The organism is Alcanivorax sp. DP30 (genome assembly GCF_009882945.1).
GTDB lineage: Bacteria > Pseudomonadota > Gammaproteobacteria > Pseudomonadales > Alcanivoracaceae > Alcanivorax.
In genome coordinates this window covers 546,616-563,031 of sequence record NZ_WTUY01000004.1, presented here as the reverse complement: position 1 = coordinate 563,031, position 16,416 = coordinate 546,616, and the positions used below count along the sequence as shown (strand labels likewise).

The 16,416-nt window shown below is 60.2% G+C and carries 10 protein-coding genes and 1 pseudogene; 4 read left to right on the top strand and 7 right to left on the bottom strand.

Annotated features, from left to right (window positions below; genetic code table 11):
• Nucleotides 1-48: 48 nt before the first annotated feature.
• Nucleotides 49-1,791, bottom strand: a complete 1,743-nt coding sequence (locus tag GQF00_RS08950; RefSeq protein WP_161318808.1) for an SDR family oxidoreductase — start codon at nucleotides 1,789-1,791, stop codon at nucleotides 49-51.
• 21 nt (nucleotides 1,792-1,812) lie between these two features.
• The gene (locus tag GQF00_RS08945; protein ID WP_161318807.1) at nucleotides 1,813-2,490 is read right to left on the bottom strand and encodes a M24 family metallopeptidase; all 678 of its coding nucleotides are present in this window, start codon (nucleotides 2,488-2,490) and stop codon (nucleotides 1,813-1,815) included.
• A 188-nt stretch (nucleotides 2,491-2,678) separates the two neighbouring features.
• Here GQF00_RS08945 and GQF00_RS08940 point away from each other — a divergent pair, with 188 nt between their 5' ends.
• The gene (locus GQF00_RS08940) at nucleotides 2,679-5,021 is read left to right on the top strand and encodes a mechanosensitive ion channel domain-containing protein (protein WP_161318806.1); all 2,343 of its coding nucleotides are present in this window, start codon (nucleotides 2,679-2,681) and stop codon (nucleotides 5,019-5,021) included.
• A gap of 140 nt (nucleotides 5,022-5,161) precedes the next feature.
• Here the strand turns inward: GQF00_RS08940 and GQF00_RS08935 are convergent, their stop codons facing one another.
• Nucleotides 5,162-6,004: a metal-dependent hydrolase gene (locus GQF00_RS08935; protein ID WP_161318805.1), complete on the bottom strand. Its 843-nt coding sequence runs from the start codon at nucleotides 6,002-6,004 to the stop codon at nucleotides 5,162-5,164.
• An 88-nt stretch (nucleotides 6,005-6,092) separates the two neighbouring features.
• Between GQF00_RS08935 and GQF00_RS08930 the strand changes: the two genes are divergently transcribed.
• Nucleotides 6,093-7,076 carry a hypothetical protein gene (locus tag GQF00_RS08930; RefSeq protein ID WP_161318804.1) on the top strand — a complete coding sequence of 328 codons (984 nt, stop codon included), beginning with the start codon at nucleotides 6,093-6,095 and terminating at the stop codon, nucleotides 7,074-7,076.
• A 150-nt stretch (nucleotides 7,077-7,226) separates the two neighbouring features.
• Here GQF00_RS08930 and GQF00_RS08925 read toward each other — a convergent pair whose 3' ends face one another.
• Entirely contained in the window at nucleotides 7,227-10,106 is a 2,880-nt protein-coding gene (locus GQF00_RS08925) for a GGDEF domain-containing phosphodiesterase (protein WP_161318803.1), read from the bottom strand.
• Between the two features lie 162 nt (nucleotides 10,107-10,268).
• Here GQF00_RS08925 and uvrD point away from each other — a divergent pair, with 162 nt between their 5' ends.
• Together uvrD and GQF00_RS08915 are read left to right on the top strand one after the other, a co-directional pair.
• Nucleotides 10,269-12,431 carry a DNA helicase II gene (uvrD, locus tag GQF00_RS08920; RefSeq protein ID WP_161319212.1) on the top strand — a complete coding sequence of 721 codons (2,163 nt, stop codon included), beginning with the start codon at nucleotides 10,269-10,271 and terminating at the stop codon, nucleotides 12,429-12,431.
• Nucleotides 12,432-12,565: 134 nt separating this feature from the next.
• Nucleotides 12,566-13,690 (top strand): annotated as a pseudogene (locus GQF00_RS08915) (TRAP transporter substrate-binding protein); the annotation flags it as partial.
• Between the two features lie 305 nt (nucleotides 13,691-13,995).
• Here the strand turns inward: GQF00_RS08915 and GQF00_RS08910 are convergent.
• The 3 genes from GQF00_RS08910 to GQF00_RS08900 are packed head-to-tail and all read right to left on the bottom strand — an operon-like array spanning nucleotide 13,996 to nucleotide 16,350.
• Nucleotides 13,996-14,391: an acyl-CoA thioesterase gene (locus GQF00_RS08910; RefSeq protein WP_161318802.1), complete on the bottom strand. Its 396-nt coding sequence runs from the start codon at nucleotides 14,389-14,391 to the stop codon at nucleotides 13,996-13,998.
• Between the two features lie 43 nt (nucleotides 14,392-14,434).
• Nucleotides 14,435-15,784, bottom strand: coding sequence for a TRAP transporter large permease subunit (locus GQF00_RS08905; protein WP_161319211.1), 1,350 nt, complete (start codon nucleotides 15,782-15,784; stop codon nucleotides 14,435-14,437).
• Nucleotides 15,785-15,804: 20 nt separating this feature from the next.
• Nucleotides 15,805-16,350 (bottom strand): TRAP transporter small permease subunit, encoded by a 546-nt coding sequence (locus GQF00_RS08900; RefSeq protein WP_161318801.1) that lies wholly within the window; start codon nucleotides 16,348-16,350, stop codon nucleotides 15,805-15,807.
• Between the last annotated feature and the right edge of the window lie 66 nt (nucleotides 16,351-16,416).

The following is a 16,416-nucleotide window of genomic DNA, read 5'->3' as shown; positions in this document are numbered from 1 at the left end:
GCCCGGGCGGCTGCAGGGTTTCAGCGCGTGCTGCGTGTTGCGTCTCTGCTAGGGCGTGATTTCCACCTGGGCCAGATTGCGCGCCAGGCTGGGGGTCAGGCGGCCGAGCCACTGCATGCCCCAGGCTTCTGGACTGACCGGAACCACGGCGCGGTTGCTTTCTACTGCATCGACAATGGCTGCGGCCACCCGGTCCGGGGTGAAGGCACGGCGCTGATAGAGATGGCTGGCATGCTCGCGGCGACGTTGCTGTTCTTCGTTGTCCACGCCGACAAAACGGGTGCTGCCGGTAATGCCGGTGTTGATGATGCCGGGGCAGATGGCGCTGACGCCGATACCTTGATCCGCCAGTTCGGCGCGCAGACATTCACTGAACATCAGCACGGCGCTTTTGCTGGTGGCATAGGCCGGCAGCATGCGCGATGGCAGGAAGGCGGCGGCAGAGGCCACATTAACGATATGGCCGGCTTTTGCCTGATCCACCATTTGCCGGGCGAACAGCCGCGAGCCATGAATGACGCCCCACAGGTTCACACCCAGCACCTGCTGCCAGTCCTTGACGCTGGTATCCAGCAGGGAGCCGGACAGACCGATGCCGGCGTTATTGATAACGATGTCCGGAGCGCCCAGCTCTTTCTCTACCCAGGCGGCGAGGGTTTCCATGGAGCGGGTATTGCTCACGTCGCATTTGCGGCTCAGGGCGTCGCCGCCTTCTGCCACAATGGTGCTGGCGGTACGGGCAGCGGCATCGGTGTTGATGTCGGTACACACTACCAGAGCACCACGGCGGCCAAACGCCAGGGCGGTTTCCCGGCCAATGCCGGAGCCTGCCCCGGTGACCAGCACGACCTTGCCTGCATCGGGGCCAGACGGTGAGTTAGCAGTTACTTCGCTGCGCTTCAGCGGGCCGCTGGCGGGGGCGCCTTCAATGTGCTGGATGAATTCACGCACCCAGCGGGCGGTGACATCCGGGTGCTGCAGCAAGGGCCCCCAGTGGCCACAATCCAGCTCCCGGCGCCACAGGCGGTCGGTCCACTTGGGCAGGTCTTCAAGCATGGTCGGGCGCACGTAGTTGTCGTCGCGGGCCACGATCAGCTGCACGGGAACCCGGGTATGGCGTTCACGGGGCTTGAGCAGGCAGGGCAGCATGTTGGCCCGGTACAACTCGATGCCGTGGACGCCATCCTTAAGTTGAGTGGGGCTGGATTCACTCTCCAGCTTCTCGGTGCGTTTGAGGACGTTGGGCCACGCCTTGGCCAGCCCGGCTTTCCACAGGGTGGGGGCCAGAACCGGCAGCTGGAAGGCCATGATGTACCAGGAGTGGGATAGCTGGTTGAGCACGGCGGCCGGGTTGCTCTTGAGATTGGCCTTCATCCACTGGCCCACATGATCCAGGCAGGGGCCGGACAGGGTGGTGTAAGAGGCAATACGCTGTTCGGCGCCGGGGTCGGTCACCGATTCCCAGGTCTGGATGGAACCCCAGTCATGGGCCACCAGGTGGACTTTCTCGTCGGGGCAGACGGCATCCATGACGGCGTGCAGGTCATCGCGCAATTCCCGCAGCTTGTACGCGGAACGGCCTTTGGGCACGGAAGACAGGCCGGCACCCCGGACATCGTAAGCCACGACCTTGAAATGCTGGCTGAGCCGCTCGGCCACTTTTTCCCAGACATGGTTGGCATCCGGGTAGCCATGCACCAGCACCACGGTGGGGCTCTTGTCTTCGCTCCAAGTCCGTACTGCCAGATCCACGCCGTTGCGGGTTACCTTGCTGTCACGCCATTGCACCATGCCGGGCCTCGTTGTTCTCTGTTATTGGGTGAGGGTTGGGGTATCAACGACCAGCGCCTCGGCGCCGTCGCTGAGCCAGCGGGGGCCCAGATCGTCCACAACCAGAAATTCACAGCCGGCCACGCCATGACCTGCTTCGCTGAGGCTGAACTGCCATTGCCACAGACCGGGAATCAGTGGCCCTTCGCCAATGCGATTGCCCTCGGGCAGGTTGCCGGTAAGCGGGGCAAGGCGGTAGTGCTGGCGAATGGCCGGATACTGCTCTGCCATTTGCTGGGGCGTCTCGCCGCGGGCCAGCGCGGCGGGCAGTGCCTGACGCCAGGCGTCCAGCTGCTGCACCAGGGCTGCCAGCTGCGAGTGATCCTCGGGGCCACACAGGGACGCCTTGGCGGCATAGCCGTTCAGTACCGCATCGCACTGGAGTATATAGCTCATGCCGGGGCGAAAACGGTGCTTCCCGGGTCTGTTCAGGCCAAAGCGACGACGGCTGGGCCGACCGGAGAAACGCACCCGGGGCGGACGGGCCGGATCAAACACACGGTGGGCGCGCAGCCAGTCGCGAATCAAAAGCTGGCAATCCGCCTCCGTCATGCCCGGCTGCAGGGCTGCGGCGATGATCTGCAGGCATTTCTCGGCGAGGCCTTTGGCCTCCAGGTACGGAGCCAGCGCCTGCTGGTCCGGGGTCCAGAATGCGGTCATGACGCCTCCGGGTTGTTTTTGGAATGAGCCTGATAATTACATTGAGCAATGTAACAGTCAATATCCGACACTGCCCCTGAAAACATGCCTGGCCTCCTTTTCGGCCAAGTGACGTTTACAAAGCGGCCACAGAGGTTTCGCGTGATTTTCACAACGGGACGTTGGGGGATTGTTACGGTGGCACCTGAATGACTTTCATAAATCATTTCCCGGGCGCCAACTGGGGTAAGGAGTTGTTTGTGCGCGTTTTGCCCGTTTTTCTCCGCACACTGATTGTGCTGTTTCCATTGATATTGTCCGTCCTGTGGACCGGTTCGGTTTATGCAGAACCGACCTCACCCTCTGCAGCCCAATACGGTGATCTTGCGGACTCGCTTGAAGATGATGCCCGCCGTCAGATTCTTATCGATCAATTGCGTGGACTTGAGGGGGCTGCAGGGCCGGAGCCGCTGGGTGTTGCCGGTGAGGTCCCTGCGGCGGAAATCGCCGAGGGGGCGCCCAGCGGTCAGACTGCGCAACAGGTTTCTCTGGCGCGTCGTATGGCGTCGGCCACGGGTAACCTTGCGGGGGATCTGGGCCGGCAATTCGCGGCCGTGGCTGGCCTGGTCTCCGGATGGTTTGGCGAAGACGGTGGAGCGCCAGACCAAGCCATGACAACCACTCCCTTCGATATCAAGGCTGTCACGGCAGCCCTGATTAACATCGCCATCCTGATTGTTGTGACCTTTGCGGTCTTCTGGAGCCTGCGGGCGCTTGTCGGGTCTGCATTCGGGGGGCTCAGTCGCTGGGCGCTGGCCGGATCTCGGAAGCTGGCTATCCTGCGAACCGCTGTGGCAGTGGCAGCCGCCGCCTTGCTCGATGTGGCCGTGGTGGTGGTCGCCTATTTGGCGGGTACTTTTCTGGCCCCCCTGCTCACTGAGCAACTGGGCGCGGATGCCACACGCCTTGCGCTTTTCCTTAATGCTTTCCTGATCGTCGAGCTGGCAAAGGCGGCCATGCGGATGTTCTTTTCCTCACGGTTCGAAGGCTTGAGACTCTTGCCGGTGTCGGCCCAGCAGGCCCGTTACTGTAACCGTTTCCTGGCCCGGGAGGCGGGCCTGATCGGCTACGGTATGTTGGTGCTGGTTCCCGTGCTGAACTACAACATGTCGCCAGCCCTTGGCAGTGGTGCCGGTACGCTAATCATGATTGTGGCGTTGCTCTATGCAGCGGGGGTGATAATGCGCAGTCGAGCCAGCTTGCGAACGGCTCTTGAAACCCGAGCCAACCAGGCTTACGGACCCATCCGGCTGCTGCTGCTTCTGTTGTCGCGCACCTGGCACTGGCTGGCCCTGGGCTATGCGGTGGTGGTGTTTGCGGTCACCGTCTTGAACCCGGAAACCGCTTTACCTTATGTGGCAGTGGCTACCCTGGAAACGCTGATTTACGTGGGGACGGGTCTGCTGGTGTCGGTGGCTCTGGGCCAGCTTATTGGCCAGCAAATCCAGCTGCCCGAGCGACTGAATGCCAGCATGCCGCGGTTACAGGCACGGTTGAATACTTACGTCCCCACGGCCCTGAAAGTGATCCGTACCCTGATATTGGTGCTGGTGGCAGTGGTCTCGCTGGATGCCTGGAGGCTCTATGACTTGTCTTCCTGGTACGCCACGCCGGCCGGTAGCCAGACGGTTTCTGCCTTGCTGGATATTCTCATTATTCTGGCCGTGTCTGCTGCGGTGTGGGTGGGGCTGGCCAGCCTGGTGGAGCACAAGTTCAGTCCGGACGAAAACAGCACGGCGGCCCAGGCGGCACGGGGGGAAACCCTGCTGGGGCTGTTCCATACCACGCTCGCCATTGCCATCATCATCATGACGGTGATGATCGTGCTGTCCGAGGTGGGCGTGGATATCGGGCCGTTGATTGCCGGGGCAGGTGTATTGGGTCTGGCCATTGGTTTTGGGGCCCAGAAGCTGGTCCAGGATGTGATTACCGGGGTCTTCATCCAGGTGGAGAATGCCATGAATACCGGGGACTTCGTGTCCGTCGGCGGCAACTCCGGCACCGTGGAACGGGTCGGGATTCGTTCGGTGGCGTTGCGGGACCTGTATGGCACCTACCATATTGTGCCTTTCTCTTCCGTTGACGCGGTGTCCAACTTCACCCGTGATTACGGCAACCACGTGGGTGAATACGGTATCGCCTACCGGGAGAACATCGACGATGCCATCGTTCAGCTGGAAGCGGCCTTCGAGGCCCTCAAGGAAGGCGATCACAGGGACAACATCCTGGCGCCCATGACCGTGGCCGGGGTAACGGCTCTGGCCGACAGCTCGGTGAATATCCGGGTGGTGATCAAGACCACCCCGGGTAATCAGTGGGCAGTGGGCCGCGCCTTCAACCGGCTGGTGAAAATCTACTTTGACAAGGCCGGCATCGAGATTCCGTTCCCGCATACCACGTTGTACTTCGGCGAAGACCGGGAAGGGCAGGCACCGGCGGGGAATATCCGTCTCACGGACGATCGCGTGGTGGCCAGCCAGGATGGTGGCTGACACGCGGCCCGTAACACAAACCGCCTGTCTTCAGGCCCCTTTTCAATGTTGAACGTAAAACGTTCAACAAAAAAAGGGCCGGCACAAAGTGCCGGCCCAGAATCACCATAGAAAAGGGAGAGCTAGGTGATGTTGAACGCTTATGCCGCGTCGCGGAGGAGGTCGCCAAGCAGGGCTTCAAAGTTCTCCAGCTGTTCGCGGTTGTCATGGTCCCAGGGGTGGAAGCCGGGTTTGAACCAGTCGAACCAGGGCTTGGTGATGTTTCGGAAGATGCCTTTCCTGCCCCAGGTGTGTTTGGCCACGGCTCGCCAGCCTTTCAGGTCAAACAGGCCGCCGCGGATGCGCACGTTGTGAACATAGAACGGAATCATAAGGGCGAAGAAGATGCCGGTGGCCGCCACCAGTGAGGTGGTGCGCAGGGCATAGGCGCCCACATTGCTGTCGTCGCCGATGACGGTGGTGTAGACGTCAAAGGCCACCGCCTTGTGTTCGGTTTCTTCCAGAGCGTGCCAGTTCCAGATAGCCTTGTAGCCTTCGTCGGAGCCTTCCATGATTTCGGGCAGGTCCAGCAGGCCGCCGCCGAGGATGGCGGTCAGGTGTTCCAGTGCTACCGTAGCAGCCAGCTGGAAGGCATCCGGGGTATAGTCCTGGACGGTCTTGAGCAGTTTTTCGACCACCGCTTCCTGGGCATGCAACGGGACGCCCGCGTCGGCGACGAAGTTGTTATATTCGTCGTGCTCACGACCGTGCATGGCTTCCTGTCCAATAAAGGCGGTCACTGCCTTTTGCAGTTCAGGATCCGTGATCTGGTCACGGTATTTGCGTACGCTGTCGATAAAGAAGCGTTCACCCACCGGGAAAAACAGGCTCATGGTGTTCAGGAACTGGCTGACATTGAGCCCGTCCTGATGCCAGGTAAGCGCCTTGGCCGGGTTCAGGTTGAACTTCAGATTGCGACGAATGGGCAGAATTGAGACCGCCATAATTGCGTACCTCCATAACTGTTACATCAACCAATGATACAATGGCAAAGGCCCGCATCAAGGACTTTTTCACTCAGGACTGACACAAATGACGACAACTCCCCGCGATACAGCGAACCGCCTGCTGGATGGCCTGGTGGACTACCTGCTGGCGCGCTTGGCGCCAGCCCAGCTGGATGGTTTTCTTGAGGCAGAACTGGACTTCCTGTTGGAGAAGGCATCGGGGTACACCTTGAACGACTGGGTCTCTGCACAGCAGATTCAGGAAACCGCGCACAAATATGCCAGTGAGATGGATATCAGCGGGGCCATCCCTGAACTGGTGGGCGACATGGTCGAGGAGTTCTATGAGCAGGCGGTGGACAGTGAGCGCCTGATTGCCGATGTGGTCGACGAAGATGTGATCATGGCGTTGCTGGACAAGGTGCTGGAAATTCCCCTTTCCCGTCAGGGCATGGCCTGGTTGGGTCGGAATCCGGTGCTGCTGGCGCTGCTGGCTGGGGGCGCGCAGATGGGTCTCAAGACCCTGTTGCATCAGGGTATGCCCGTGGCACTGCGGGAGCAGTTCAGTCGCCGTTTGCCGGAGCGCTGGGTGAACAGCCTGGATACCCGCATGCAGGAATGGCTGCTGCGCCGCACCGAACAGCTGCTCAGTGATCCCTGGTTGTACCGGGACGAGAACCTGGATGAATTGCGGGAGCTGGTTCTGGTGGGGTGGCAGGATTTTGCCCAGCGCCCGGTGGCAGAGCTGCGCGACTTGCTCAGCAGCGAGGATATCCAGGAATTGTTCGTAATCGGCTTCGAGTACTGGCGCGAGCTGCGTCATACGGACTACTTCAACAGCCTGCTGGAATCCGGGGTGAATGCCTTTTTCGAGAAGTACGGCGACACCAGCCTGGTGGACCTGCTGCAGGAGCTGGGCGTGACCCGCGCCCTGATGCTGGACGATGCCCGTCGCTTCGGCCCCCCGATCATCGAAAAACTGCGTCAGGAAGGACTGCTGGAAGAGTGGCTGCGCAGGCACCTTTCGGGGTTCTTTGAGGCGGAGGAGACGCTGGAACTGCTTAATTAATAATTAATAATTAATAGTGAATAATTAATAACGGCGCGAATGCGTGTTGTTTGATTTTCCAATGCAAGAGGCTGCGCCTGAACTGTGGGCGCGGCCTCTTGCATTGGAGGGCCAGCCAAGGCGGCCCCGTGAGTTATTAATTATTCATTATTAACTATCAATTGCCCTTCTGTACGCCTGCGTATGCAGCAACTCGACCAGCTCTTCTTCCGGGACCGGTTTGCTGATCAGGAAGCCCTGGATGGTGTCGCAGGACATGTCGCGGAGGATGGCGAGGTGCTCTTCGGTTTCGACACCCTCGGCCACCACGTTCATCTGCAGGCTGTGGGCCATGTCGATGATGGCGCGGGTGATGGCGGCATCGTCGGGGCTCTTGTCCAGGTCCATGATGAAGGAGCGGTCGATCTTCAGGGTGTCCACCGGGAAGCGTTTGAGATAGCTCAGCGAGGAATAACCGGTGCCGAAGTCATCCAGTGCCAGCTCGATACCGCGCTTGCGCAGTTGCTGAAGCATTTCGATGTTCTGCTCCATGTCTTCCATGATCAGGCTTTCGGTGAGCTCCAGTTCCAGTAGTTGCGGCGGCAGCTCGGTGCTGGACAGTACCCGGTCGACGATCTCTGCCACATTGCCCTTGCGGAACTGGTGGGCAGACAGGTTGACGGACACGGTGATGTCTCCCAGCCCTTGCTTGTACCACTTGTGAGCGTGGCGACAGGAGCGCTCCAGCACCAGCTCGCCAATGGCGGAGATCAGGCCGGTTTCCTCGGCCAGCGGAATAAATTCGGACGGTGGGATCAGGCCCATGGTGGGGTGCTGCCAGCGTACCAGGGCTTCCACCGAGGTAATGCGGTTGTTGGCCAGCTCCATCTTGGGCTGGTAATAGACCACAAACTCGTTCTTGAAGATGGCCTTTCGCAGGCTGGTTTCCAGTGCCAACTGTTCCACCGAAGCCACGCGCATGTTACTGCGGTAGAACTGGAAATTATTGCCGCCGCTGCGCTTGGCCTGATACACCGCCATGTCGGACTGGTTGATCATGCTCTGCGCTTCCTTGGCGCTGTCCGGGAACACGCTGATACCGATACTGGCCCCCAGCAGCAGCTCGTGGCCGTCGATATGGAACGGCTTTTTCATGGCGTTGACCAGTTTCTGGCACAGCTGGCTGATGGCGCCTTCGTTGGTGTACTTCTCCACCAGCAGGGTGAACTCGTCGCCACCCACCCGGGCCAGGTGTTCTTCCTCACCGGCAAAGTGGCTGAGCCGTTCGGCGGCGGCCTTGAGCAGGCGGTCGCCAATTTCGTGGCCCAGGGATTCGTTGATGGGCTTGAAGCGGTCCAGATCGATCATCAGCAACGCCACTTTTTCCCGGTTCAGACGCGCCAGGGTGAGCGACTTGTGCAGGTGCTCGCGGAACTGGGAGCGGTTGGCCAGGCCGGTGAGTCGATCGTAGTTGGACAGGAACTGCAGTTGCTGTTCGGTTTCCTTGCGGGTGGTCAGATCCGAGATCATGCCCACGTAACGAATCACCCGCTTTTGCTCATCGCGTACCGCACTGATCTGAAGCCATTCGGGGAACGACTCACCATTACGGCGCTTTTCATTGATTTCCCCTTCCCAGAAACCGCTTTCTTTCAGGGCGTTGGTGATTTCGACGTAGGTTTCGCGGTTGGGGTGGGTTTCTTCATGTTCCAGCACCTGCTTGGCCAGCACCATGGACTCGGAATAGCCGGTGATCTGCTCGAAACGGGCGTTGACGGCCAGGAAACGGAAGCGGTGATCAAGAATGAAGATGCCTTCCGGGGCATTTTCAAACACGGTGGCGGCCAGCCGCTGCTGCTCCTGGGCCTGGCGGTCTTCCGTGATATCCCGGCGGGTGCCAATCATGCGGGTGGCGCGGCCCTTTTCTGACCAGCGCACCACGCGGCCATCGTCCTCGATCCAGCGCCAGTTACCGTCAGCATGGCGCAGCCGGTAGACCGCATGGTAGCGGTCGCTCTCGCCCTTGAAGTGGGACACCATGGCCCGGCGTACCCGGGTCAGGTCGTCGGGATGAACCAGGGTTTCCAGGTCGCCGAAGAAGTTCTTGAAGTAGGCACTGTCGTAACCCAGAAGACGGTCAAAATTGGTGTGATAGTTGCGGCCGGTATCCAGCATCCAGTCCCACAGGCCGATGTTGCTGGCTTCCAGTGCCAGCTCCAGACGTTCGCCGGTGGCGCCCAGGGCCTGGTTGGATTCCTCCAGGGCCTTGGTACGTTCGGCCACCATGGTTTCCAGCCGTTCGTTGGTTTCCTGCAAGCGCTGACGGGCTTCTTTTCGTTCGTAGATTTCCTGGGCCAGCTTCTCGTTCAGGGATTCGGCATCGCTGCGCGCCCGGTTCAGGTAATCAATCAGGGAACGGTTGCTGGCTTGCAGCATCATGGCCTGGTGGCCGGTGTTATGAATGCGGCGGGCGGCCAGCAGGAAAAACAGCCCGAGCACCATCATCATGACCAGCAGTGACAGTTCGCTCTCGGCCTGGGTTTGCGAAAGCCGGACCATAATGGGCCCCAGCAACATGATGAGATAGAGAAATACCGTGGGAAAATGGCTGCTGTAGGCCGCCAGGGCCAGAGTGGCAAGGCCCAGCCCCATGCTTGCGCAAAGCAGCTGAATGCTGAGCATATCCGGGCGGAACAGCAGCTCCGCCGGGTTGAACAGGTAACCGGCCATGCCGATCAGTAGCGGGGTGCTCAGGGCCAGCGCAGACAGTGCCGTTCGGCAGCTGGCGTTGATTTCATCCCGGATCAGTTTCTGGCGGGCCATCAGTAGCAGCGGAACCCTGATCACTTGAACCAGGCTGAACAATGCCAGCCATCCAACCATCAGGGACTGGGGTACCGGGCTGTTCCAGTAAAAGGATGCCAGCACTACCGCACTGGCGGTTTCGAGAATAAATAGCACAAGGATGCCGCTAAACAGCAGTTGGCACTGTTCAGTCAATATGCCCTTGAAGGGGGCAGAGGTACGGTTGTTCGGAGACTGCAAAGACACCTTGTTTTTATCCTCTGGCCTTGTGGCCGAGTGTTTTTGTTTCTCAGTGTACCCACCGGGACGGGGGAGGGGAACAGCCTTTATCGAACACAATGGATGAAGCGTATGGGTCGAGCGCATCGATCGTCTCCCCGGGCCCACATTCTGGTAAACTCCCGCGCCATGGATGACGTGACTTCCCTTATTGATGGTTTGAACCCGGCCCAGCGCGATGCGGTGGCGGCCGATGACCGCCATTTGCTGGTACTGGCCGGCGCCGGATCGGGCAAGACCCGGGTGCTGGTGCACCGCATTGCCTGGCAAATTGCCACCGAGCAGGCCTCGCCCTTTGGCATTCTGGCGGTGACCTTTACCAACAAGGCCGCCGCTGAAATGCGTGGCCGTATCGAGCAGCTGCTGGATATGTCTTCAGAAGGCATGTGGGTGGGGACTTTCCACAGTATTGCCCACCGTTTGCTCCGCTCTCACTGGCAGGAGGCCGGGCTGCCGCAGGGATTCGAGATTATCGATTCCGACGACCAGCTGCGGCTGATCAAGCGGGTGATCAAGGAGCTGGGGCTGGATGACCAGCGCTGGCCGGCTCGCCAGGCCACCTGGTTTATCAACAGCCAGAAAGACGAAGGGCTGCGCGCCAAACACATGGACGCCAATGGTGACCTGTTCGCCCAGACCATGCAGAAGATCTACGCAGGCTACGAAGAAGCCTGCGAGCGCGGCGGCCTGGTGGACTTCAACGAGATGCTGCTGCGGGTGCTGGAACTGTTTCGCGACAATGACAGTCTGCGTGGCCATTACCAGCGCCGCTTCCGCCATATCCTGGTGGACGAGTTCCAGGACACCAACAGCATCCAGTATGCCTGGCTGCGCTTGCTGGCCTGTGATGACAACGCCGTGACCATCGTCGGCGATGACGACCAGTCCATCTATGGCTGGCGCGGCGCCAAGATCGAGAACATCCACAAGTTCAGCCGCGATTTCCCGGATACCCGCACCATTCGCCTGGAGCAGAACTACCGCTCCACCGGCACAATCCTCAAGGCCGCCAATGCGGTGATCGACAACAATAGCGATCGCCTCGGCAAGGAGTTGTGGACCGAGGGCGGCGACGGCGACCCGATTCGTCTGTACGCCGGCTTCAACGAGGTGGATGAAGCCCGCTTTATTGCCGGGCGGGTGGACAAGCTGTTTCAGGAAGGCACCGCGCGCCGGGAAATGGCGGTGCTGTACCGTTCCAACGCCCAGTCCCGGGTGCTGGAAGAAGCCTTCCTGCAGGCGGCTATTCCCTACCGTATCTATGGGGGGCAGCGCTTTTTCGAGCGACTGGAAATCAAGAATGCCCTGGCCTACCTGCGCCTGATCAGCAGCCGCCATTCGGATGCCGCGTTTGAGCGGGTAGTGAACACTCCGACCCGTGGCATCGGCAACAAGACCCTGGAAACCCTGCGCGAGGTGGCACGCCACCGTGGTGTTTCATTGTGGGATGCCGCCCAGGCCATCATCGGTGAGCAATTACTGACCTCACGAGCCACCAATGCCCTGGCGGTGTTCGTCAATCTGGTGGAGCAGCTGGCACAGCAATGCGATGGCCTGAACCTGGGTGAGACCGCCGAGCATGTGATTGAGGCCAGCGGCCTGGTCGCTTTCCACGGCAAGGAAAAAGGTGAGAAGGGCCAGCAGCGGCTGGAAAACCTGCGCGAACTGGTATCCGCCACCCGGGAATTTGGTGAGGAAGACGAAGACTCGGAAATGGATTCCCTTACGGCCTTCCTTGACCACGCAGCGCTGGAATCCGGTGAGGGACAGGCTGAGGCCCATGAAGATGCTGTACAGATGATGACCCTGCACTCCGCCAAGGGGTTGGAGTTCCCGGTGGTATTCATCTGTGGCATGGAAGAGGGACTGTTCCCGCATCAACGATCCAGTGAGGACCCCAGTGGTCTCGCCGAGGAGCGTCGCCTCTGCTACGTGGGGCTGACCCGCGCCATGCGCGAGCTGTACCTGACCCATGCGGAAAGTCGTCGCCTTTATGGCAACGAGAACTACAATCCGCCCAGTCGTTTTCTGCGCGAGATTCCCGCCGACGCCATGGAAGAGATCCGTGCCCGGGCCGGCTTCAGCCGCCCCATGGGTGGCGGCAGCACGCCAATCCGTGAGACCGAATCCAATGGCATCGTGCTGGGTGCCCGGGTGCTGCATCCCAAATTCGGGGAAGGCACCGTGCTGCACTTCGAGGGCCAGGGCCCCAATGCGCGGCTGCAGATCAATTTCGATGGCGCCGGCACCAAATGGCTGGTCAGCCAGTACGCGCGTCTTGAGGTGATTTGAAGAAAGTCTGACGTCGGACGACGAATGTCTGACGCTGACACAACAACATGCGTAGCTGCGGGTTTGACGTCCGACCCGCCAGAAAAGAACTACAGGGTGGCCGAGCACTGCTGCCCAACCACGGAGGATAGCTCTTGGACCGTCGTAAATTTGTTTCTGCCCTGGGATTGGGGTTGGGTGGCATGGCTCTGGCCGGCTGCGAACAGAAAGACTGCCCGCCGGCCGATGGCCAGGTTGCCGCCGGGGAGCCGGAAAAGAAGAAACCGGTACCGCAGACCTACGAATGGAAGATGGTGACTACCTGGCCGAAGAATTACCCCGGTCTGGGTGCCGGTGCCAACCGCTTCGCCAAGCGGGTGGAAGAAATGTCCGCCGGCCGCATCAAGATCAAGGTGTACGGCGCCAAGGAACTGGTGCCAGCCTTTGAAGTGTTCGATGCGGTACGTCAGGGCAGTGCGGAGATGGGCCATGGTGCCGCGTATTACTGGAAGGGCAAGCACCCGGCGACCCCGTTCTTTACCGCCGTGCCTTTCGGTTTGACCGCCCAGGAAATGAATGGCTGGTTACATCATGGTGGTGGCCAGGAGTTGTGGGATGAACTGTACGCCCAGTTCAACCTGAAGCCCTTTGCCTGTGGCAACACTGGCACCCAGATGGCGGGTTGGTTCAACAAGGAAATCAACAGTGTCGAGGACCTGAAAGGGCTCAAGATGCGCATGCCTGGTCTGGCCGGGGAAGTGCTGGCCAAGGTGGGCGCTACCCCGGTGCAGCTGCCCGGCGCGGAAGTGTTCACCTCGCTGCAAACCGGTGCCATTGATGCCGCGGACTGGGTGGGGCCCTACAACGACCTGACGTTTGGTTTGCACCGTGTGGCTGAGTACTACTACTACCCGGGCTGGCAGGAGCCGGGCCCTACCCTGGAACTGACCATCAACAAGCAGGTATGGGACAGTCTGCCGGCGGACCTGCAGGCGATCATCCGCTATGCAGCCCAGTCTGAAAACCAGGACATGCTCGACGAATACACCGCCCGCAACAACGCGGCGCTCAATGAGCTGGTCAACAAGCACGGTACCAAACTGCGCCGTCTCCCGGATGATGTGCTCAAGGCCCTCAAGGACGCCAGTGACGAGGTGATCGAAGCGCTGGTGGCAGACAACAAGGACGCCCGCAAGGTTTACGATTCCTACCGCCAATTCCGCGATGAGTCTGTGCAGTACATGGGTGTGGCAGAGCAGCCGTACCTGAATGTGCGCAGTGNAGCTACAAGCTACANAAGCTACAAGCTACAAGCTACAAGCTACAAGCTACAAGCTACAAGCTACGCTGATTGGATTGAGAAAGGCGGAAAAGTTCCCGGAATTTCGTGGTTTCTACGAAGCCGCTGTAGGAGCGTGCCTGCACGCGATCCGAGCTCAAGCGAGGTAAGGATTCCAGAAACGGCGGCAAAAGTAGAAGCTTCGTCGCCTCGCTACGCTCGGTTCGCACCTCAAACGGTGCTCCTGCAGAAAACCGAATCCCGGCCGTAGGCGCGCCGCCAGCGGTGCGCCTGCGTCAGGCCTGGCTAATCCCTTGGCACTGCCCGGGTACGACCGGTCTCGTCGATGGCCACAAAGGTAAAGTGCCCTTCGGTCACTTTCGACAGGGTGCCGGTGTCTTCACGAATCCACACTTCCACCAGAATCTGCATGGACGTGCGACCGATGTCCTGCAGCCGGGTGTAGCAACTCACTACCGCACCGATTGGCACCGGGCGCAGAAACGCCATGGAATCGATGGCTACAGTGGCGACGCGGCCACGGGCTTTTTTCCGCGCCGTGACAGCACCGGCCAGGTCCATCTGGGATACCAGCCAGCCACCAAAAATGTCGCCATTCCAGTTGGCGCTCTGGGGCATGGCAATGGTTTGAATGGCCAGGCTGCCAATGGGCTGCGGTGTGTCGTCGGTATGATCAGTCATGTCTTGTTATCCGTCATTGTCAGGCTGACTTCAGCGATTGTTTTTAGCTGTACAGCAGGTCTGGTAGCCAGGTGGCCAGTGCCGGGAACAGGGCCAGTATAGCCAGCATGAGAAGCTGTATAACGATAAAGGGCACCACGCCCTGGTAGATCTGGGCCGTCTCAACCTCCGCCGGGGCCACGCCTCGTAGATAAAACAGCGCGAACCCGAAGGGTGGGGTCAGAAACGAAGTTTGCAAGTTCAGGGCCAGCATCACGCCCAACCATACCGGGTCCAGGCCCATGGCCAGCAATACTGGTCCAACAATCGGCACCACCACGAAAGTAATCTCGATAAAGTCGAGAATAAAGCCAAGCAGAAAAATCAGCAGCATGACCATCAGGGTGGCGCCAATCACGCCGCCGGGCATGGCCTCGAACAGGCCGTGTACCGCTTCCTCGCCACCAAAGCCCCGAAACACCAGCGAAAACAGGCTGGCACCAATCAGGATCATGAACACCATGGCGGTGACCCGGCTGGTGCTGCGTACTACCTCGCCGACAATGCCCACGCTCAGGCGCCGGTTAAAGGCGGCGAGCAGCAGGGCACCAAAAGCACCCACCCCGGCCGCTTCGGTGGGGGTGGCCTTGCCGGCAAGAATGGAGCCGAGCACCGCAAGAATCAGTAGTAATGGCGGTACTAGTCCGCGCAGCACGTGGGCCCAGGACAAGGGGGTGTCATCGCCGCCGCCCATGGTGGGAGCCAGATGGGGTTTCCACAGGCTGATGGCCAATACATACAATAAATAAAGCCCTACCAGTATCAGGCCGGGGATCAGGGCGCCCACAAACAGATCGCCCACGGAGACCGTATCCAGGGACCACAGGCCCTGCTTGAGCTGGGCTTCCTGATAGGCATTGGAGAGCACATCACCCAGCAGCACCAGAGCAATGGAGGGGGGGATGATCTGCCCCAGGGTGCCGGTGGCGCAGATCAGCCCGGTGGCCAGCTGCGGCTGATAACCCTGACGCAGCATGCTGGGTAGCGACAGCAAGCCCATGGTCACCACGGTGGCGCCGACGATGCCGGTGCTGGCGGCCAGCAGCGCGCCGACCAGAATAATGGCAAGGCCCATGCCGCCGGGCAGCGGACCAAACAACCGGCCCATGCTGGTCAGCAGGTTCTCCGCCACCCGTGACTTTTCCAGCATCACGCCCATGAACACGAACAATGGCACGGCCATCAGGGTGGTGTTTTCGATGATCCCGAACAGACGGTTAGGCACGAAGGTCAGGTCAGCGGGATTGAAGGTGCCGGTGAGCATGCCGCCCAGGGCAAACAGCAGGGAGGTGCCTCCCAGCGCGAAGGCCACCGGATAGCCGGTGAGTAGCACCAGACACACCACCACGAACATCAACAGCGGAATCCACTCCGTCACAGGGCATCCTCCGGGTGCTGTTGCGGAGCCGGTAAGGGCGCGCCCATCAGTGTCAGCGCGTGGCGCAGCAGTTCAGCCAGGCCCTGAATCGCAAGCAGTGCTGGCAGCACCAGCAGCAGAGACTTGAGCAAATAGACAAAGGGCAGCCCACCATTGGCAGAGCCTTCCTGCTCTTTCCAGCTGCTTAGCACATAGTCCAGCGACAGCCAGAACAGGGCGGCACAGACCGGTAACAATAGAAACAGGGTGCCAAGCAGATTGACCCAGGCCCGTTGGCGGGGCGAGAAGCGCTGGTAGAGCACATCCACCCGGACGTGCTCGTCTTCTGCCAGGGTATAGGCAATAGCAAGCATAAACAGGGCGCCGTGCAAGTAGGTGAGTGACTCCTGCAGGGCGATGTTGCCGATGCCGAGACCGTAGCGCAGCAGCACAACCAATACCATGCCCAATACCAGCAGCAGGGCCAGCCAGGCGGTGGTGCGGCCAATGGCCTGGGTGAAGCCGGTCAGCCGTTGCTGCCAGCGTTGGAGGGCTTGTTTCATGACACCTTGTTATTGTTGTCTGATCCCGTGTGGGCCGCATTATACGGGGGCTACACCCCTATTACA